The sequence below is a fragment of the Planomonospora parontospora genome, from assembly GCA_014647935.1.
GTDB classification, from domain to species: Bacteria; Actinomycetota; Actinomycetes; order Streptosporangiales; family Streptosporangiaceae; genus Planomonospora; species Planomonospora parontospora.
Genome location: BMQD01000011.1, coordinates 197,032 through 216,054 on the forward strand (window position 1 = coordinate 197,032; position 19,023 = coordinate 216,054).

Annotated in this window: 20 protein-coding genes; 15 read left to right on the forward strand and 5 right to left on the reverse strand. The window is 71.1% G+C overall.

The features are described 5' to 3' along the window. The first annotated feature begins 16 nt into the window (after positions 1–16). Positions 17–1,276 carry a flavin-dependent oxidoreductase gene (locus tag IEZ07_RS18885; protein WP_191895939.1) on the forward strand — a complete coding sequence of 420 codons (1,260 nt, stop codon included), beginning with the start codon at positions 17–19 and terminating at the stop codon, positions 1,274–1,276. Between the two features lie 640 nt (positions 1,277–1,916). On the opposite strand, the gene IEZ07_RS18890 is transcribed toward IEZ07_RS18885, so the two are convergent. From IEZ07_RS18890 to IEZ07_RS18910, 5 genes are read right to left on the reverse strand one after another with little or no spacing between them, the layout of a single operon-like run. Continuing rightward, the gene (locus tag IEZ07_RS18890; RefSeq protein WP_068895070.1) at positions 1,917–2,921 is read right to left on the reverse strand and encodes a methyltransferase; all 1,005 of its coding nucleotides are present in this window, start codon (positions 2,919–2,921) and stop codon (positions 1,917–1,919) included. Positions 2,922–2,971: 50 nt separating this feature from the next. Continuing rightward, a complete protein-coding gene (locus tag IEZ07_RS18895) occupies positions 2,972–3,754 on the reverse strand; it encodes an ABC transporter ATP-binding protein (RefSeq protein ID WP_191895940.1) in 783 nt (260 codons plus the stop codon). 9 nt (positions 3,755–3,763) lie between these two features. Further along, a complete protein-coding gene (locus IEZ07_RS18900) occupies positions 3,764–4,552 on the reverse strand; it encodes an ABC transporter permease (RefSeq protein ID WP_191895941.1) in 789 nt (262 codons plus the stop codon). Continuing rightward, complete coding sequence (locus IEZ07_RS18905) at positions 4,552–5,343, reverse strand: ABC transporter permease (RefSeq protein ID WP_068895075.1); 792 nt, start codon at positions 5,341–5,343, stop codon at positions 4,552–4,554. Before IEZ07_RS18905 ends, IEZ07_RS18900 begins: the two co-directional genes overlap by 1 nt. Continuing rightward, the gene (locus IEZ07_RS18910) at positions 5,343–6,335 is read right to left on the reverse strand and encodes an ABC transporter substrate-binding protein (protein ID WP_191895942.1); all 993 of its coding nucleotides are present in this window, start codon (positions 6,333–6,335) and stop codon (positions 5,343–5,345) included. Before IEZ07_RS18910 ends, IEZ07_RS18905 begins: the two co-directional genes overlap by 1 nt. A gap of 579 nt (positions 6,336–6,914) precedes the next feature. Between IEZ07_RS18910 and IEZ07_RS18915 the strand changes: the two genes are divergently transcribed. The 14 genes from IEZ07_RS18915 (at position 6,915) to IEZ07_RS18980 (ending at position 18,984) form a co-directional block, all read left to right on the forward strand. After that, a complete protein-coding gene (locus tag IEZ07_RS18915) occupies positions 6,915–9,938 on the forward strand; it encodes a sensor histidine kinase (RefSeq protein ID WP_191895943.1) in 3,024 nt (1,007 codons plus the stop codon). A 34-nt stretch (positions 9,939–9,972) separates the two neighbouring features. Next, positions 9,973–10,395, forward strand: a complete 423-nt coding sequence (locus tag IEZ07_RS18920; RefSeq protein WP_068895081.1) for a roadblock/LC7 domain-containing protein — start codon at positions 9,973–9,975, stop codon at positions 10,393–10,395. A gap of 251 nt (positions 10,396–10,646) precedes the next feature. Next, complete coding sequence (locus IEZ07_RS18925) at positions 10,647–11,087, forward strand: DUF742 domain-containing protein (RefSeq protein ID WP_239320117.1); 441 nt, start codon at positions 10,647–10,649, stop codon at positions 11,085–11,087. Next, the gene (locus IEZ07_RS18930; RefSeq protein WP_191895945.1) at positions 11,068–11,661 is read left to right on the forward strand and encodes a GTP-binding protein; all 594 of its coding nucleotides are present in this window, start codon (positions 11,068–11,070) and stop codon (positions 11,659–11,661) included. Before IEZ07_RS18925 ends, IEZ07_RS18930 begins: the two co-directional genes overlap by 20 nt. 128 nt (positions 11,662–11,789) lie before the next feature. Next, positions 11,790–13,334: a signal recognition particle protein gene (gene ffh, locus IEZ07_RS18935; RefSeq protein WP_068895085.1), complete on the forward strand. Its 1,545-nt coding sequence runs from the start codon at positions 11,790–11,792 to the stop codon at positions 13,332–13,334. A 370-nt stretch (positions 13,335–13,704) separates the two neighbouring features. Further along, positions 13,705–14,169 (forward strand): 30S ribosomal protein S16, encoded by a 465-nt coding sequence (rpsP, locus tag IEZ07_RS18940; protein WP_068895087.1) that lies wholly within the window; start codon positions 13,705–13,707, stop codon positions 14,167–14,169. Between the two features lies 1 nt (position 14,170). Further along, positions 14,171–14,413: an RNA-binding protein gene (locus IEZ07_RS18945; protein ID WP_068895088.1), complete on the forward strand. Its 243-nt coding sequence runs from the start codon at positions 14,171–14,173 to the stop codon at positions 14,411–14,413. A 95-nt stretch (positions 14,414–14,508) separates the two neighbouring features. Continuing rightward, complete coding sequence (gene rimM / locus IEZ07_RS18950) at positions 14,509–15,024, forward strand: ribosome maturation factor RimM (protein ID WP_191895946.1); 516 nt, start codon at positions 14,509–14,511, stop codon at positions 15,022–15,024. Between the two features lie 2 nt (positions 15,025–15,026). Beyond that, positions 15,027–15,815 carry a tRNA (guanosine(37)-N1)-methyltransferase TrmD gene (trmD, locus tag IEZ07_RS18955; RefSeq protein WP_068895092.1) on the forward strand — a complete coding sequence of 263 codons (789 nt, stop codon included), beginning with the start codon at positions 15,027–15,029 and terminating at the stop codon, positions 15,813–15,815. A gap of 159 nt (positions 15,816–15,974) precedes the next feature. Next, positions 15,975–16,328 carry a 50S ribosomal protein L19 gene (gene rplS, locus IEZ07_RS18960; protein WP_068895094.1) on the forward strand — a complete coding sequence of 118 codons (354 nt, stop codon included), beginning with the start codon at positions 15,975–15,977 and terminating at the stop codon, positions 16,326–16,328. Positions 16,329–16,527: 199 nt separating this feature from the next. Further along, positions 16,528–17,397, forward strand: coding sequence for a signal peptidase I (gene lepB, locus IEZ07_RS18965; RefSeq protein ID WP_191895947.1), 870 nt, complete (start codon positions 16,528–16,530; stop codon positions 17,395–17,397). A gap of 9 nt (positions 17,398–17,406) precedes the next feature. Continuing rightward, complete coding sequence (gene lepB / locus IEZ07_RS18970; protein WP_191895948.1) at positions 17,407–18,078, forward strand: signal peptidase I; 672 nt, start codon at positions 17,407–17,409, stop codon at positions 18,076–18,078. 120 nt (positions 18,079–18,198) lie between these two features. Beyond that, positions 18,199–18,522 carry a DUF2469 domain-containing protein gene (locus tag IEZ07_RS18975; RefSeq protein ID WP_068895098.1) on the forward strand — a complete coding sequence of 108 codons (324 nt, stop codon included), beginning with the start codon at positions 18,199–18,201 and terminating at the stop codon, positions 18,520–18,522. 108 nt (positions 18,523–18,630) lie between these two features. After that, positions 18,631–18,984: a YraN family protein gene (locus tag IEZ07_RS18980; protein WP_068895100.1), complete on the forward strand. Its 354-nt coding sequence runs from the start codon at positions 18,631–18,633 to the stop codon at positions 18,982–18,984. The last annotated feature ends 39 nt before the right edge of the window (positions 18,985–19,023 follow it).

Genomic DNA, 19,023 nt, shown 5'->3' on the forward strand with positions numbered 1-19,023 from the left:
GGACACCGGGGAAGACATGCGCGTACTGATCATCGGTGGAGGCATCGGAGGACTGGCCACCGCGCTGAGCCTGCACGCCGCGGGCATCGACTGCACGGTCGCCGAGGCGGTCACGGAGCCGCGCCCGCTCGGCGTCGGCATCAACCTGCAGCCCCACGCGGTGCGCGAGCTGACCGAACTGGGCCTGGGGGAGGAGCTCGCCGGACTCGGCATCTCGATGAACTACTTCACGTTCACCGACAGGTACGGCGGGGTGATCCTCCCGCTGCCCCGCGGGACGATCGCGGGCTACGACTGGCCCCAGTACGCCGTCCACCGCGGCGAGCTGCAGATGACGCTCCTGGCGACGGTGCGCGAACGCCTGGGTCCCGGTGCGGTCCGCACCGGTCTCTCGCTGGAGGACTTCGAGCAGGACGGGACCGGGGTCACGGCGTCGCTGCGCGACGTGCGCACCGGCGAGACCCGGAAGGAGACGGCCGACGTCCTGGTGGGCGCGGACGGCGTCCACTCGGTGGTGCGCGCCCGCCTGCACCCGGACGGCGGGCCGCTGCTGTGGAACGGCATCCGGATGTGGCGGGGCACGGCCGAGGGGGAGTCCTTTCTCGACGGGGCCACGCAGGTCGTCGCGGGCTCCAACCGGTCGGCCAAGTTCGTGGTCTACCCCATCGCCCGGCGGGGCGGCGGGCGGGTGCTGATCAACTGGGTGGCCGAGGTGCTGACCGGCGAACCCGGTCCCGTCACGGCCGCCGACTGGTCCAGGCGGGGCCGGCTGGAGGACGTGCTCCCGCACTTCGAGGGCTGGCGCTTCCCCTACCTGGACGTGCCCGCGCTCATCTCCGCCTCCGAGCGGATCCTGGAGTACCCCATGGTCGACAGGGACCCGCTCCCCTGGTGGGGCCGGGGCCGGGTCACCCTGCTGGGGGACGCCGCGCATCCGCTGTACCCCATCGGCGCGAACGGCGGTTCGCAGGCCGTGCTGGACGCCCGGATCCTGGCGAGGGAACTGGCCGTCGCCGCCGATCCCGTCGCGGGGCTGGCCGCCTACGAGGCGGAGCGCCGGCCCGTCACCGGCGAGCTGGTGCTGGCCCACCGGGAACTGCCGATGGAGAAGACCATCGCGCTGGTCACCGAGCGGGCGCCGGACGGGTTCGACGACATCGCCGACGTGCTCACGTCGGAGGAACTGGCGGAGATGGCCGCCGCGCAGCGCCGGATCACCGACACGGACGTCAGATTCCTCAACGAACGGGCCTCGTGGAGCGTCACCCGCGGCTGACCCGGTCCCCGCCGGCGGACCCGGGAGCGGTGCGGAAAGGAAACGGGAGGCGCACGGCCCTTTCCGCCGCGCATTCGCCGTCCGATCCGGAATCGGGCTCCGGGCGGGCGGCGGCCCCGAAAGGGAAATCGCGGTACGGCGGCCGCCTCGGCCACCGGATTCCATCGTTCTCCGGCCGGACGGCACCGGATCCGTGAATCCGGGTGATTCCGGATCCACGGATCCGTGCTATTCCGGATCCGCGCATTCGAGCGGTTCCGGATCCGTGGATCCGGGCGGCGGGTGAATTCTCCTCCCGGACGCGGCGCCAGGCGTTCCGGAGGCACGGGCGGCGGGCGGGTGCGTCCGCGCGGCGGGCTCCGGTCCGCCGTCCTGCGTCGCGGAATGGCGGACTTTCTCCGGTTCTGCATTCCGGGAATTGGAAATGTTCATGAATTCTCCGGGAGCGACCCGCGCATTCTCCGGGAAGGAGGGCCGGCGGTGGGGAGCCTCCCGCCGCCGGCCGGTGCGGTGGAGCCGTCCGGCTCACGCGCGGCGGGCCGGAGTCCTCACGCGGATGCCCTCACGTGGACGCCCTCACGTGGACGCCCTCACGCGGGCGCCCCTGCACGGACGCCCCGCGGGCGCCTTCGCCCGGGCCCTACACGGGCAGGGCCTCGACGACGGCGGCTCCGCCGGGCAGCTCGATCTGCCGCTCGAACCGGAGGGCGGCCTTGCCCAGCAGCTCGGCGTACTCGGACGTGCTGCGCTCCACCCCCTCGCCGAACAGGGCGAGCATCCGCATGTCCACGTCCTTGCTGATGTGCGGCCTGTCGTCGTCCGGCACGACCAGCTCCACCAGCAGCACCCGGCCGTCGTCGGCCATCGCGCTCCTGACGTTGCGCAGGATCCGCACCGCGTCCTCGTCGGACCAGTTGTGGATCACGCTGCCCAGCAGGTAGGCGTCGGCGCCGGAGGGCACGGAGACGAAGAAGTCGCCCGCGACGCATTCGCAGCGGTCTTCAAGACCGGCCTCGGCGAAGAACTCCCGCGAGCCCGGGACCACGGCCTCCTGGTCGAACAGCACGCCGCGCACGTTTGAATGCGCCTTCAGGACGGCGGCCAGGATGTGCCCCTTGCCGCCGGCCACGTCGACCAGGGTGCGCACGCCGGAGAAGTCGTAGCGCGAGGCCACGGCCTCCGCGAACGGCCAGGCGCGGGCCACCATGTACTCGTCGAACAGCCGCCCGGCGGCCGGGTTGTCCCTGAGGTAGCCGTAGAGCGGGCCGTGCCGCTCGGCGAAGGCGGACCCGCCGGTGCGCACGGTCCGCGGAAGCGCGCCCATGCCGTACCAGAAGCCCTCCTCGCCGATCATCCGGACGGCGGCCCGCATCGAGTCGGGCACGTCGCTGCGGAGTACGGCTCCCGCGGGGGTCAGCCCGTACACGCCCGGGGCCGTCGCCGAGACGAACCCCATCGAGGCGAGCTGGCGCAGCACCCGGCCGAGGGCGGACGGGTCCGCGCCGCAGCGGGCCGCCAGCTCGCCCGTGCTCAGCGGGCCCTCGCGCAGGTGGTCGGCGCAGCCCAGCTCGGCCATCGCGGCCAGGGCGGCGAAGCGGGACACCCCGCCGATCACGTCCCAGACCGGCGCCTGCGGGTCGTCCATTGACGGTCCTCTCTCTCGGGAATCTCTTGGAAGCCGTACCGGGGAGCGGTTCAGGAGGCGGGGGCGGACTGGCTCCGCATGCCGCGGACCAGCCGGCCGACCTCGGCGCGCAGGTGCACGAAGTCGGGGTGCTCCCGGGTGGTGATCTGGTCGCGCGGAGCGGGCAGGTCGACCCGCAGGTCCCCGACGATCCGGGCGGGGGCCTTGGACAGGACCACGACCCGGTCGCCCACGTAGACGCTCTCGTCGATGTCGTGGGTGATGAGCAGGATGGTCATGTTGTGGTGGCTGCGCACGCGCAGCGTGAGGTCCTCGAGGTCCTCGCGGGTCTGCGCGTCGACGGAGCCGAAGGGCTCGTCCATCAGCAGCAGCGAGGGGCGGTAGGCCAGCGCGCGGGCGATGGACACCCGCTGCTGCATGCCGCCGGAGAGCTGCCACGGATACTTGGCGGCGGCGCCCTCCAGCCCGACCTGCTCCAGGGCCTCCATGGCGGCGCTCCGGCGCTGCTTCTTGTCCATGTCCTTGCGCCGCAGCGGCAGGGAGACGTTGTCGGCCACGGACATCCAGGGGAAGAGGGAGCGGCTGTAGTCCTGGAAGACCACGGCCAGGTCGTCCGGGGTCCGGTCGACGGCGGTGCCGCCCAGCACCACCTTCCCGCCGGTGGGCCGCAGGAGCCCGGCGATGGAGCGCAGCAGGGTGGACTTGCCGCACCCCGAAGGGCCGACGATGCAGACCAGCTCGCCCTCGGCGACCTTCAGGTCGATGCCGCCGAGGGCGTGGTGGGCGCCCGGCCCGCTGCCGTAGGTGTGGGTCAGGTTGGAGATCTCAAGCACGGCGGGTCCTCATATCGTCTGCTTGGCGGCCCGGTGCCAGGACAGCAAGCGTCGCTCGGCCGCCAGGAAGGCCGAGTTGAGCACGTATCCCAGGACACCGAGGACCACGATGGTCCCCCACACGCCGGGCAGGTCGAACGACCGCTGGGCGTCCAGGAGCTGGAAGCCGATTCCGTTGGTGCTGCCCACCAGCTCGGAGATGACCATCAGGATCAGGGCCAGGGAGAGGCTGAGCCGCAGGCCGGCGAAGATCTTGGGCATCGCGGAGGGCAGGATGACGCGGAGCAGCCGCTGGCTCCGGGAGAACCCGAAGACCCGGGACGTCTCCAGGTGCTGCCGGTCGACGTGGCGGGCTCCGTCGCCGGCGTTGAGCAGGATCGGCCAGATGATGCCGAACACGATCGTGGCGATCTGCATCTGCGCGCCGGCGGCGAACAGGGCCAGGAAGAAGGGGAGCAGGGCGGGGGGCGGGATGGCCCTGCCGAACTCGATGATCGGGTCCAGGAACCGGGAGAGCACCGGGGAACGCCCCAGCATGAGGCCCAGGGCGATCCCGATCACGCCGGCGAGCAGCCAGCCCGCGAAGAGCCTGCCCACGCTCGTCGGGATGTTCTCCACCGCCGCGTCGGTGAGCCAGAGCCGTTCGGGCGGGCCGGACAGCCACATCTCGTGCATGCGGACCGCGATCGCGGTGGGCGGGGGGAAGAAGTTGTCCTCGGCGGCGCGGGTGGCGGCCTCCCAGGCCACCAGCACGACGGGGACCAGCCAGAGGCGGCCGAGGCCGCGCAGGACGCGCATCACCGGGCGCCCTCCGTCCGGGCGAGGTGCCAGCGGAAGAGCCGCCGCTCCACCAGGGTGAACAGGGTGTTGGAGACGATCCCGATGACGCCCGCCCAGATGGTGGCGGCGACGATGAACTCCAGGGCGTCGGGACTGCTCCCGGCCTCGATGATGAACGTGCCGATGCCGCTGGCGCCGCCCGCGAGCAGTTCGGCGCTGATCGCCAGGATGAGCGCGATGGAGGCGGCCAGCCGTACGCCGGTGGCGATGAACGGCGCGGTGCTGGGCAGCGAGACCCGCCACAGCACCGCCAGCGGCCCGAAGCCGAAGCTGCGCAGGGTCTCCTTGGCCAGCGGGTCGACGTCCTTGAGGCCGTACATCGTGTTGATCAGGACCGGCCACGAGGCGGCGTAGACGATCACCGCGATCTTCATGTCGAACCTGTCGGAGAACAGCAGCAGGGCCAGCGGGATCAGGGCCACGGAAGGGATGGGCCGGAGGAACTCCAGGACGGGCCGGAGCGCCGACTCCACGCGGGGCATGGTGCCGAGCGCGAATCCGGCGGGAACGGCGACCAGCACGGTGAGCAGGAGGCCGGCGGCCCAGGCGCCCAGGGTCGAGACGACGTCGGCGAGGAAGTCCCCGTCGGCGGCGAGCGCCGCCGCGCGGCCGGCGATCGTGGAGGCCAGCGGGAACACGATCGGGTCGATGAACCCGGTCCGTCCGGCGAGTTCCACCAGGCAGAACAGCCCTGCGACGCCGACGGCGCCGCAGAGCGGTCTGTTGTCGAGCAGGGAGCGCCCGGTCATCAGCCGTTGGCGCCCGGGAGGATGGTCTTGGCCTCGATCGGGCTCTTCAGGTACCCCTGCTCCACCATCAGGTCGGCCACCCGCTGCAGACGGGTCTCGTCGAGGCTGGTGGGGAAGGTGCCGAGGGTGATGACGGCCGCGGTGGCCGCGTCGATCTTGGTGTAGGTCGGCAGGATCTCCTCGACGGCCTTGCGGTCCGAGGCGGCGATCTGCTGGGCCTTGGCGACCGCGCGCTGGAAGGCGGCGACGGTCTTGGGGTTCTCGTTCACGAACTTCTCGGTGACGATCACACCGGCGATGGGGAAGTCCGCGGTCGGGCCGGTCATGGTGTCGGCCAGCTTCTGGGCGCCGATCTTGGTGGCGGCGGCGGTCAGGTGCGGCTCGGTCATCCAGGCCGCGTCGACGACGCCCTTCTCCAGCTGGCCCGCCATGTCGGGGAAGGGGAACTCGAGGAACTGCACGTCCTCGGCGGTGAGGCCGTGCGTCTTCAGCACCGAGGTGACGGCCAGCGTGCCGATGTTCTTGAGGCTGTTGACGGCGACCTTCTTGCCCTTGAGGTCGGCCGGGGTCTTGATGGGGGAGTCCTTGGCGACCATCAGGTTGAAGGAGTTCGGCGTCGCCTGGTAAAGGTCAGAGATGATCTTCATCTTGTTGCCGGCCGAGACGGCGAGGAAGGTCGAGACGTAGTTGGTCTGCGTCGCGTCCAGGGAGCCGCCGAGGAGGCTCTGCTGCGCCTGCGCGCCGCCCTGGATCGGCTCGATCTTCACGGTCAGGCCCTCTCCGGCGAAGAAGCCCCGCTTGTTGGCGATGTAGAGCGCGGCGGAGTCGGGGATGGGCAGGGCCCCGATGGTGAGCTGGGTCTTCTCCGGGCCGCCGGCCCCGCCGGGCGCCGCGGCGGCCGTGGTCTCCGGGTCCGATCCGCCGCAGGCGGCGAGCGCCAGCACGGCGGCGAGTCCCGCCGCGGCGGCCCGTCCGGCAAGTCTGAACCTCATGGGGTCTCCATTCACTGCGTTGATCCGCCCTGGCGGGACTCGCCGAAGCAGCGGGCGGCGCGGAGGTGGTCCCGTGAGGCAGGTGATCAAGGGGGATGTCGATCGCGGATCAGAGTAGCGGAGAGGATGAACCAAATAACAAATATCGGTCCATATGGTCAAATGGGCATAAAAGGTCTTTTATCGTCCTTATGGACCCTTGTCGGGGTTTGGCGGAAGCGGATGGGGTGCCTGAAGGGGAAATTCCCGGTTCTGCCCGACCCTGCCCGGCGAGACGGAGAGTTGTTGTCCGGTTGCGGATGACATGTGGGGGTTACGGATAATCCGCGACTTATGCGCCGTTGGCCGAACTCATCCGGCTGTGCTCCAATAACCCCTACCCCATGGATGCGTCGGCGTCACATGCGTATCAACCGTTGTGACGCGATCCCCCCTCTAAGCAGACGATCCGAGGAGAGGCAGCGGAGGCCAGTGAGGACAGCGTCAACCCCCAGCGAACGCGAACCGAGGCCGGGCGCCGCCGCTCCGGGGGAACCGCCGCAGGGCGATCGGGTGCCCGGCACCGAGGCCGGCGGCAACGTGAAGAGAGACAGGAAGCTGGCCCTCCGCAACTGGCGGGTGCGGTCGCGACTGATCGCGCTCATCGCCATCCCGACCATGGCGGCGATCGTCCTGGGCGGTCTGCGGACGGTCACCTCGCTCAGCAGCGCCGCCGAGTACGAGCGGGTGCGCGCCGGCGCCGAGCTGACCGCCGAGATCAGCGAGCTCGCGCACGAGCTGGAGGAGGAACGCGACCTGTCCGCCCGCTTCGTGGCGCAGGGGCGCGGGAGCGCCGCCCTGGCGAAGCTGCAGGAGCAGTACGAGGCCGTCGACCGGGCGGCCGGTGACGTCGGCGACCGCATCGACCTCATCCTCGGCGGCGGGCAGGCCGACGACTTCGGCGACCGCGGCAGGGCCGAGCTCGCCCAGATCCGCAACCGCATCGACGAGCTCAAGAGCATGCGCGAGACCGCGACGAAGACCCGGCTCCCCGCCCAGCCCACGATCGCCATGTACTCGCGGACGCTGGACAACCTGCTGGCCCTGCACGACGAGATCGTCCAGGGCGTCACGGACCAGGGGCTGGCCGGCAGCGCGAACGCGTTCGCCGCGCTGGCCCGGGCCAAGGAGAGGGCCTCCGCGGAACGGGCGATCCTCGCCGTGGCCCTCGCCGAGCGGAGGTTCACCTCCGAGGGCCTGGACGCCTTCGTCGCCGCCCGGGCCGAGCGGGACAGCGAGCTCGTGACCTTCCAGTCCGAGGCGACGGTCGCGCAGCGCCAGCTGTTCGACGACACCGTCAGCAGCCAGAAGAAGGACCGCGCGGAGTCGATGCGGCTGCGCGCCCTGGTGCTGGCGAACGAGCAGGCCCCGCTCCTGCGCGTCGACGTGTCCCGGTCCGGGGCCGGAGACCAGGCGATCTGGTTCGACGCCGCCTCCGACACGGTCGACCGCATGCGCGAGGTCGAGAAGCGGATCGCCGACACCGTCATCGCGCAGAGCCGCGCGCTCCAGGAGACCGAGCAGCGCGGCGCGCTGATCACCGCGGGCCTCACCGCGCTGCTGCTCCTCATGGTCCTGGTCGTCACCGCGATCGTGGCCCGCTCCCTCGTCAAGCCGCTGCGCAGGCTGCGCACCGAGGCGCTGTCCATCGCGGGAGAGCGCCTGCCGGAGACCGTGCAGGGCATGCGCGAGCGGGGCGAGGTCACCTCGGTGGAGGTCCAGCCCATCGGCGTGGTCTCGGCCGACGAGATCGGGGAGGTGGCCCGGGCCTTCGACGAGGTCCACCGCGAGGCCGTACGGCTGGCGGGCGAGGAGGCGACGCTGCGCAGCAACGTCAACGCCATGTTCGTCAACCTCTCCCGGCGCAGCCAGACCCTGGTCGAGCGCCAGCTGGCCCTCATCGAGAGCCTGGAGCACGGCGAGCAGGACGAGGGCCGACTCGGCAGCCTGTTCCGGCTGGACCACCTGGCCACCCGCATGCGCCGCAACAGCGAGAACCTCCTGGTCCTCGCGGGGCAGGAGCCCGCGCGGCGGTGGAGCCAGCCGGTCCCGCTGATCGACGTGGTCCGCGCCTCGCTGTCGGAGGTCGAGAACTACGAGCGGGTGGACCTGCGGCTGTCCGGCGGAGTCTCCGTGGCGGGCACGTCCGTCAACGACGTCGTCCACCTGATCGCCGAGCTCGTCGAGAACGCGATCTCCTTCTCCCCGAGGGAGACGAAGGTCATCGTGTCGAGCAACCGCATCGACGGCGGCGGCGTGATGGTGTCCGTCACCGACCTCGGCATCGGCATGACCGGCGAGGAGCTGGCGCAGGCGAACTGGCGGCTGGCCAACCCCCCGGTGGTGGACGTCTCGGTCTCCCGCCGGATGGGCCTGTTCGTGGTCGGCCGCCTGGCCCTGCGCCACGGCATCCGGGTACAGCTCCGCCAGCAGGACAGCGGAGGCCTGACGGCGATGGTGCTCCTCCCGGAGAACCTGCTCGCCCCCACCGGGCAGATGCCGGGAGCGCAGCCCGGGGCGCACGGCGGCGACTGGGGCGCGCAGGCGCCCCCGACGCCCTCGGCGGAGCGGCCTGCGGTGATGGCCAGCCCGGTCTCGCTGGACTCCTCCCGGCCCGCGTTCGCCTCCTTCGAGGCGGCGCAGCAGGCCTTCAACTCCTTCGACGCGGGAGCGCGCTTCAACTCCTTCGACGCCTCGCAGTCCTCGTTCGCGGGGGACGGGCGCTCGCCGTTCGACGCCGTGCAGTCCTCGTTCGACGCGGGGCAGACCTCCTCCTTCGGGGACGGGCGCTCCTTCACGGCGGAGGGCCACCTGGGCCGGGCGCCGGTCGACACCCCCTGGCCCGGGCACGTGCCGGCACCGGGTGTCGGCCCGGCCTGGCCGACGACCTCCCAGGAGGGCCCGGGATCGTGGCCGAGCGCGCCCATGCGCGGGGACACCGGCGTGTGGCCGGACCCGCGCCAGGGGACGCGGCCGGGCGCGGGAGCGCAGGCGCGCCGCACGTTCGACGCCGAGGCGGACAACACGGGCCCCCTGCCGGTGGTGCGCGAGCCCTCCGCGCTGGAGGAGGAGCGGGAGGAGTTCCTGCCGATCTTCGCGGCGGTGGAGTCCGACTGGTTCAGGAAGGCCGAGCCGGCCGCCGCCGCGGCGGACTCCGCGCCCGGCCCGGGCGCGGACCTGCAGGAGACGGCCGCGCTCCACTCCCCGGTGCCCGCGGCCCCCGCCCAGACGAGCGGGTCCGCCTGGTCCTCGCCGGCGGACGCCGGCTGGCAGGCGGCCCGGGCGGCCAGCGAGCCGGCGCTCGGCGGGGTCACCGGTGCGGGCCTGCCCAAGCGGGTGCCCAAGGCCAACCTCGTGCCCGGCACGGTCGCCCCCGACGCGGGCGGCGCTCCGCCGGCCCCCGCGCTCCGGCCGACCGTCTCCCCGGAGGCGGTGCGCAACCGGCTGGCGAGCTTCCAGAAGGGAGTGCGGCAGGGCCGGGCGGTCGCGAGGGGAGAGGCCTCCGAGGAGCAGGCGTATCCCGGCTTCGGCCGGGACGTTGAAGGAAGCAGGGAGGAGCGGTGAGCGAGCCCATGACGATGACCGAGGAGGATGACCGGTGCGCGAACTGAGCCAGGCCGCTCGGGGGGTCAACTGGCTGATCACCGACTTCGTGAACAACGTCCCAGGCGTTGCGCACACGGTCGTGGTCTCGACGGACGGCCTGCCGCTGGCGTACTCGGACGGGTTCCCCCGGGACCGGGCCGACCAGCTGGCCGCGGTCGCGGCCGGACTGCTCAGCCTGACCCAGGGCGCCTCCCGGGTCTTCGAGGGCGGCGCGGTCACCCAGACCGTGGTGGAGATGCAGCGGGGACTGCTGCTCATCATGTCGATCAGCGACGGCTCCTGCCTCGCGGTGCTCGCCTCGCCCGACTGCGACATGGGCCTGGTGGCCTACCAGATGACCCTGCTCGTCGAGCGGGCCGGCCAGGTGCTGACGCCGGCCGTCCGCGCCGAACTCCAGGCCTCCCACCCCCGGTGACGACCCGAACGGGCGCACCGGGGCACTTCCCTTTCGGAGCCGAAGGAGCCCGCGCATGAGAGACGAGGGAAGAGATCGGTCAGCATCCGGGCCGCGGCGCGTCGGCGCCGCGGCGGACACCGCCCTAGGAGGACGCCGTGGCAGGCCGCGGATGGCCAGGTGAGGGCGACCCGCTGGGCGGGCCGCCCCACCGGTCGATGGACGACGCCCGCATGCAGCCGGGTGGCCCCGGCTACCCCGCGCAGCCGGGCATGCCCGCGCAGCACGTGCAGCAACCGGGCGGTCCCGGCTACCCCGGGCAGCACGTGCAGCAGCCGGGCGGTCCGTCGCATCACGTGCAGCCGGCGCCGGCGGAGCAGAGTTCCCTGGTCCGCCCCTACGCCGTGACCGGGGGGCGGACCGCCCCCCGGACCCAGCTCGCCATGGAGGCGCTGGTCTCCTCGGCGACCTCGATTCACCATGATCTATCCACCCGCACTCCGGAGTATCAGGCGATCAGCGCCCTGTGCCGGCAAGTGCGTTCGGTCGCTGAGATCTCCGCGATGCTCCGCATCCCCCTCGGCGTCACCCGGATCCTCGTCGCGGACATGGCGGCAGAGGGGCTGGTCCAGTTGCATCAGCCGCAGCTGAACGCGGGCAAGCCGGATCTCAACCTGCTGGAAAGGGTGCTCAGTGGACTTCGCAGGCTCTAACCGGGGTGCCGGCCTCACCTCGACGAAGATCGTCGTCGCCGGTGGCTTCGGCGTGGGAAAGACCACGTTCGTGGGTGCGGTGTCGGAGATCCTCCCGCTGACCACGGAGGCGGTGATGACCGACGCCAGCGCCGGCATCGACGACGTCGGCCTCACCCCCAACAAGACCACGACCACGGTCGCCATGGACTTCGGCCGGGTCTCCCTGGACCAGGACCTGATCCTGTACCTGTTCGGCACGCCCGGGCAGCACCGGTTCTGGTTCATGTGGGACGACCTGGTCCGCGGCGCCATCGGCGCGGTCGTGCTGGTCGACACCCGCCGCCTGGCCGACAGCTTCCCGGCGATCGACTACTTCGAGGAGGCCAAGCTCCCCTTCGTGGTCGCGCTCAACGGCTGGGACGGCACCCACCCGCACGGCGAGGAGGAGGTGCGGGAGGCGCTGACGCTCGCCCCGAACATCCCGATCTCGCGGACCGACGCGCGCTCCCGGGACGCGGTGAAGAGCACGCTCATCATGCTGGTCGAGCACGCTCTGACGGTGCGGATGGCCGTCCCGGGCTGGGGCCGCTAGGGACGCCGGATCCCCTCCCTCGCCGCCGCGCGGCCCGGCGGCGCCTCACCGGGGCGCCGGGTGCGGCCGTCAGCGGATAGGCTGGGAGGTCGAGTCGCAGACCTGTAGCGCAGAGGCTGGCCAATCACGTGTTCGAGACGCTTTCCGACCGGCTCACATCGGTCTTCTCCTCCCTCCGATCCAAGGGTCGGCTCTCCGACGCCGACATCGACGCGACGTGCCGCGAGATCCGCATCGCGCTGCTCGAGGCCGACGTCGCGCTGCCCGTGGTCAAGACGTTCGTCGCCCAGGTCAAGGAGCGCGCCCGCGGAGCCGAGGTCTCCCAGGCGCTGAACCCGGCCCAGCAGGTCGTCAAGATCGTCAATGACGAGCTGATCGAGATCCTCGGCGGTGAGACCCGGCGGCTCCGTTACGCGAAGACCCCGCCGACCGTCATCATGCTCGCCGGTCTCCAGGGCGCCGGTAAGACCACGCTGGCGGGCAAACTCGCCCGCTGGCTGCGGGAGCAGAACCACACCCCGCTGCTGGTCGCCGCGGACCTCCAGCGGCCCAACGCGGTCCAGCAGCTCTCGGTCGTGGCCGAGCGGGCGGGGGTCGCGGTCTACGCCCCCGAGCCGGGCAACGGCGTCGGCGACCCGATCGCCGTGGCCCGCCAGTCGATCGACCACGCCCGCCGGCAGCAGCACGACGTCGTCATCATCGACACCGCCGGCCGCCTGGGCATCGACCAGGAGCTGATGAAGCAGGCGGCGGACATCCGCGACGCGGTCACGCCCGACGAGGTCCTGTTCGTCGTGGACGCCATGATCGGCCAGGACGCCGTCTCCACGGCCCAGGCGTTCATGGACGGCGTCGGCTTCGACGGGGTGGTGCTCACCAAGCTCGACGGCGACGCGCGCGGCGGCGCGGCCCTCTCGGTCCGGCACATCACCGGCAAGCCGATCATGTTCGCGTCCACCGGTGAGAAGCTCGAGGACTTCGACGCCTTCCACCCGGACCGGATGGCCTCCCGCATCCTCGACATGGGCGACATCCTCACCCTGATCGAGCAGGCGCAGAAGACCTTCGACGAGGAGCAGGCCGCCAAGATGGCGGGCAAGCTCACCTCGGGTGAGGGCTTCACGCTGGAGGACTTCCTCGAGCAGATGATGATGGTCCGCAAGATGGGGCCCATCAAGAACCTCCTCGGCATGATGCCCGGCATGGGGCAGATGCGCGACCAGATCAACCAGGTCGACGACCGCGACCTGGACCGGATCGCGGCCATCATCCGCTCGATGACCCCGGGCGAGCGGCAGGACCCGAAGATCATCAAGGGGTCGCGCCGCGAGCGCATCGCCAAGGGGTCCGGCGTCACGGTGACCGAGGTGAACAACCTGGTCGTCCGGTTCTTCGAGGCCCAGAAGATGATGAAGCGGATGGCCGGCGGCATGGGCATCCCCGGGATGCCAGGCGGGCGCAAGGCCGCCAAGGCGGCGCAGAAGAAGGCCGCCAAGGGCCGCCGCGTCAGCGGCGACCCGCGCAAGGCCGCGCTCGGCAAGGGCGCCAAGACTCCTGATGCGGGCCCTGACATGAGCGGTGCCCTCGGCAACCTGGGCGCCGGCCAGCTCCCTCCCGGCCTGGAGCTGCCGCCGGGCTTCGACCCCTCCAAGTTCAAGCTTCCGGGGCAGTGATGAGCGACGACGGCGACGACAGGTTCCACGGGCGCGCCCGCTGGATCTGGCTGGTCATCATGGTGGGCTTCATCACCATCGCGGCGCTGGAGCTCCTGGGCGTCCGGCCCAAGTGACGCCCGGATGACGCGGTGCGGGTGACCCCACGGGGCGCCCGCCCGAGGACTTTCCCCTTTCCGGACACGGAAGAAGGGGATCGGTTGGCCGGGCATCCCCAGATGTCTGGCACAATTGCATGTTGGAACATCGTGACCACGCGGGCGCCCTCTAACCCCCGCCGGTCGCGCCTGTCCCTGCAGCGGCCGGCTCTTCGCGCCCCACTCGACGAGACGCCGCTGACCCACGCTCTAATGCAGGAGAGACCACACCAGTGGCAGTCAAGATCAAGCTCAAGCGGCTCGGCATGATCCGCAACCCGCAGTACCGCGTCGTCGTCGCCGACAGCCGCACCAAGCGTGACGGCCGGGCGATCGAGGAGATCGGCCTGTACCACCCGAAGGAGAACCCCTCGCGCATCGAGATCGACGCCGAGCGGGCGGCCTACTGGCTGGGTGTCGGCGCGCAGCCGACCGAGCCGGTGCTGAAGCTCCTCAAGCTCACCGGTGACTGGCAGAAGTTCAAGGGCGAGCCCGCTCCGGCTCCGCTCCTGGTCGCCGAGCCCAAGGCCGACCGCCACGCCGCTTACGAGTCCGCGGCCAAGGAGGCGCTGTCCCTGGACGCCGCCACCACGCCTAAGAAGTCGGCCAAGAAGGCCGCTCCCAAGGCCGAAGAGGCCGCCGCCGAGACCCCGGTCGAGCCGGCCGCCGCCGAGGAGAAGCCGGAAGGCGAGGCCTGAGATGCTCGAGGAGGCCCTCGAGCACCTGGTGAAGGGCATCGTCGAGCATCCCGACGACATCCAGGTTCACGCCCGCCGCATCCGCAGCGGGCGGGTGCTTGAGGTCCGGGTCCATCCCGAGGACCTGGGCAAGGTCATCGGCCGCGGTGGCCGTACGGCGAAGGCGCTCCGCACGGTGGTGAACGCCCTCGGCGACGGCAAGTACATCCGGGTCGACCTGCTCGACCTGGACGAGGCCCGCTAGGCCCCGGCCGACACGAGATCCATCGAGCGGACGGGTCACCCACCGGTGTGGGTGACCCGTCTGCTTTCTTTCGACACGACATTCAGGAGACGGGCGTGCAGCTTGTCGTAGGCCGGATCGGCCGTCCGCACGGGCTCCGCGGCGACGTGACCGTCGAGGTCCGCACCGACGACCCGGAGAGCCGCTTCGCCTCCGGGGCGGTGCTCGCCACCGACCCCGCGTCCGCCGGTCCGCTCGTCGTCGCGTCCCGGCGCTGGCACTCCGGGACCCTGCTGGTCCGCTTCGCGGGCGTGGACGACCGCGACGGGGCCGAAGGCCTCCGCGGCACCGTGCTCGTCGTCGACTCGGCGGACGTCCCGCCCTCCGACGACCCGGACGAGTTCCACGACCACCAGCTCATCGGCCTCACGGTCGTCACCCCCGACGGGGAGCGGGCCGGCGAGGTCGTCGACGTGCTCCACCACGGCCAGGACCTGCTGGTCGTACGGCGCGGCGGCGCGGACGTCTACGTGCCGTTCGTGAAGGCGCTGGTCCCGGAGATCGACCTCGAGGCGGGGACCCTGCTCGTGGACGGGCCGCCGGGGCTGCTGGACCCGGACCAGATGGCCTGACCATGCGCATCGACGTCATCTCGATCTTCCCCGAGTACTTCGCCCCGCTCGACGTCTCCCTCATCGGCAAGGCCAGGGAGCGCGGCATCCTCGACGTCCACCTGCACCAGCTCCGCGACTGGGCGCACGACGTGCACCGCACCGTGGACGACACCCCCTACGGCGGCGGCCCCGGCATGGTCATGAAGCCCGGCCCGTGGGGCGAGGCCATCGACGACGTGCTCGCCGCCGATCCGCGGTCCCGGCCGCGGATCATCGTGCCGACGCCGAGCGGCGTGCCCTTCACCCAGCGGCTCGCCATGGAGTACGCCGCGGAGCCGTGGCTGCTGTTCACCCCCGCGCGCTACGAGGGCATCGACTCCCGGGTCATGGCCGAGTACGGCTCGCGCCTGCGGGTGGACGAGGTCAGCATCGGCGACTACGTGCTCGCCGGAGGCGAGGCCGCGGTGCTGGTGATGGTCGAGGCCGTCGGACGACTGCTCCCCGGGGTGCTGGGCAACGCCCGCTCCGCGGTGGACGACTCGTTCGCGCCCGGGGCCATGGAGAACCTCCTGGAGGGCCCGGTCTACACCAAGCCGCCCGAGTGGCGGGGCCGGGAGATCCCCGAGGTCCTGCTCTCCGGCCACCACGGGAGGATCGCCCGCTGGCGGCGGGACGAGGCGCTGCGCCGTACCGCGAAGAACCGCCCCGAGCTGCTGGCCGAGCTCGATCCGGAGAGCATGGACAAGCACGACCGGCTGCTCCTGGAGGAGCTCGGATTTCCGGTGGACCGCGAGAATATGGCACACTGAACCATTGCCGCGGACTGCCCGCAGGCCGGCGCGCGCCGCCGGGTCGCAGCTCCCGGCTTCACGACCGACACATCAGTCCAGCATGTGCGTCCATCACGATGCCGCCCCGTCGCGGCCGGGTGGACCTCCGCGTGCTCGCGTAAATGAGGTACCACTGTCATGCACACGCTGATCACCGAGCTCGAGAAGGCCACGCTCCGCAGCGACGTCCCGGACTTCCGGCCCGGCGACACGCTCGAGGTCCACGTCCGGGTCATCGAGGGCAACCGCTCCCGTGTCCAGATCTTCAAGGGCTTCGTGCTGCGCCGTCAGGGCGGTGGCGCCCGCGAGACCTTCACCGTCCGCAAGATCAGCTACAGCGTCGGTGTCGAGCGGACCTTCCCGGTCCACAGCCCGGTCATCGAGAAGATCAACGTCGTGACGCGCGGTGACGTCCGTCGCGCCAAGCTCTACTACATGCGCGACCTGCGCGGCAAGGCCGCCCGCATCCGCGAGAAGCGCGAAGCCCGCTAGTCGCACGCGACGCCGTCCCGGCCCGCCTCCCCTGGGAGGCGGGCCGTTCGCGTGTCCGGGCACGCGATCTCCGTGGGCGACCGTACCGCCGGGAGCCGGCGGAACGCGCGCAGACGGGACAACGCTGATGCAATCAGGGGCGGCCCTTAACCCGCGGCCTCGACCATCGCGCCTCCGCCATCATCTAGGCTCGTCAGCGATGACTAACGAGGGCCAGGCAAGCGGCGGGGAATCGCCCCGGTCTGTCGAGGACGAGGTGGACGTGGTCGCGGAAGACACCAAGAAGACCGCCAAGGGCGGCAAGGACAAGAAGAAGGGCTCCTTCTGGAAGGAGCTGCCCGTCTTGGTGGTCGTCGCGCTGCTGCTCGCGCTCTTCATCAAGACCTTCATCGTCCAGGCCTTCTACATCCCGTCGGAGTCGATGGAGAACACCCTCCTGAAGAACGACCGGGTCCTGGTCAACAAGCTCGTCTACCACGTCCGGGACATCGAGCGCGGCGACGTGGTGGTCTTCTCCGGCGTGGACTCCTGGGACGGCGAGGTGCAGATCGAGGAGCCGTCCAACCCCTTCGCGGCCTTCTTCCACTGGGTCGGCACCGCCTTCGGCGTGGTGCCCGGTGAGAAGGACTACATCAAGCGGGTCATCGGCGTCCCCGGGGACGTCGTGAAGTGCTGCGACGCGAAGGACCGCGTCACGGTCAACGGGGTGGCCATCGACGAGCGGCAGTACCTCTACCCGCACGACCTGCCGTCCCAGAAGCCCTTCGAGGTCAAGGTCCCGCCGGGCCGCCTGTGGGTCATGGGCGACCACCGGGGGGTCTCCCTCGACTCCCGCGAGCACATGGGCGATCCCGGCGGCGGGACGATCCCGATCGACAAGGTGATCGGCCGGGCGTTCGTCATCGTCTGGCCCTTCTCCAGGGCCACGATTCTCCCCATTCCCGACACGTTCAGCCAGCCGGCGCTGAACGCCGCCGCAGCCGTGGGAGGGGCGACCCCGCTCCTCGCCGGCTTCGCCGGGGCGGTTCCGCTGGTGCTGTGGCGTCGTCGCCGACGTGCGAGGCGGTAGCCGTACCCCATGACAGTCGAACCCGACAACAAGCAGGACGACGTGCCGGAGGACGAGGGCAGGCCCGGCCCGGACGACGGGCGGGACGAGGGTCCCGGCGACCGGAGCGGGTCCTCCCGCAAGGGCAGCCTGCGTGAGACGCTGATCCTGCTGGTCTCCGGCGTCGTCGTGGCGCTGCTGCTCCAGGCGTTCGTCTTCCAGTCCTTCTGGATCCCCTCGGAGTCGATGGAGAAGACCCTGGTCGAGGACGACCGGGTGGTCGTCAACAAGCTGCACGGCGCGACCGAGCGCGGCGACGTGGTGGTCTTCAAGGGGTGGGACGGCGAGGACACCATCAAGCGGGTCATCGCGATCGGCGGCGACACCGTCAAGTGCTGCGACGCCCAGAAGCGGATCACCGTGAACGGCGTGCCGATCGAGGAGAAGGACTACATCCACCCCGACGACCTCCCCTCCGGGGACGAGTTCGAGAAGGTGGTCCCGAAGGGCCGCCTGTGGGTCATGGGCGACCACCGCTCGCAGTCCCGCGACTCCCGCAACTGGGAGGAGCAGGCGGGCGACGGCACGATCTCGGAGGACGACGTGATCGGGCGGGCCTTCGCGATCTACTGGCCGTTCTCGCGGGCGGCTATCCTCTCCACCCCGGAGACGTTCACCAGGACGTTCACCAAGGGCGGATAGCCCGCTTCCGGTGGAGAGGGCGGCGAGGTCTGGCCGGACGGGACCGATGGGCGAGAATGAAGTGGGGGCCGGCGCCGCCTGATCGGGCGGGCCGGAAAGGCGTGTGACAGGAGGACCGGTATGAGCGCAGAGGATCTCGAGAAATATGAGACCGAGATGGAGCTGCAGCTTTACCGCGAATACCGCGACGTGGTCGGCCTGTTCACCTACGTCGTGGAGACCGAGCGGCGCTTCTATCTCACCAACTCCGTCGACCTGGACGTCCGCACGGCCGAGAACGGCGACGTGTTCTTCGACGTGAAGATGCAGGACGCCTGGGTCTGGGACATGTACCGGCCGGCCAGGTTCGTCAAGAACGTCCGCGTGGTCACCTTCAAGGACGTCAACGTCGAGGAGCTGGCCAAGTCCGACCTGGAGATGCCCAAGGAGGGCTTCTCCGGCTGAGGACTTCTCCACAGGCGCCCCCGCCTCCGGCCGGATGTCCACAGAATCAGGCTCGAGCGGACCATGAGGCTGCGAGCTGCGCGAAGGTCTGGAACCGGAGGTGGTTCCATGGCCGCGAAGGACGAGCTCGGCAGGCACGGCGAGCAGATCGCCGTCGACTATCTGCAGGCGCACGGCATGCAGATCCTGGATCGCAACTGGCGGTGCCGGGCCGGTGAGATCGACGTGGTCGCCCGGGACGGGCGGGCACTCGTCGTGGTGGAGGTGAAGACCCGCTCCGGGCGGAGCCACGGCACCGCCTTCGAAGCGGTGACCGGGGCGAAGCTGGCCCGGCTGCGCGGGCTGGCCGGTAGGTGGCTGGGCGGGCGGTGCGAGCGGTTCGACTCCGTCCGGGTCGACGTGGTGGCGCTGGAGCGCTTCGCGGGGGAGTTCGTCATCCGCCACGAGCGGGGGGTGTGCTGATGCCCTCCGAGTCGTTCTCCGCGTCCTCCGGGCCGTCCT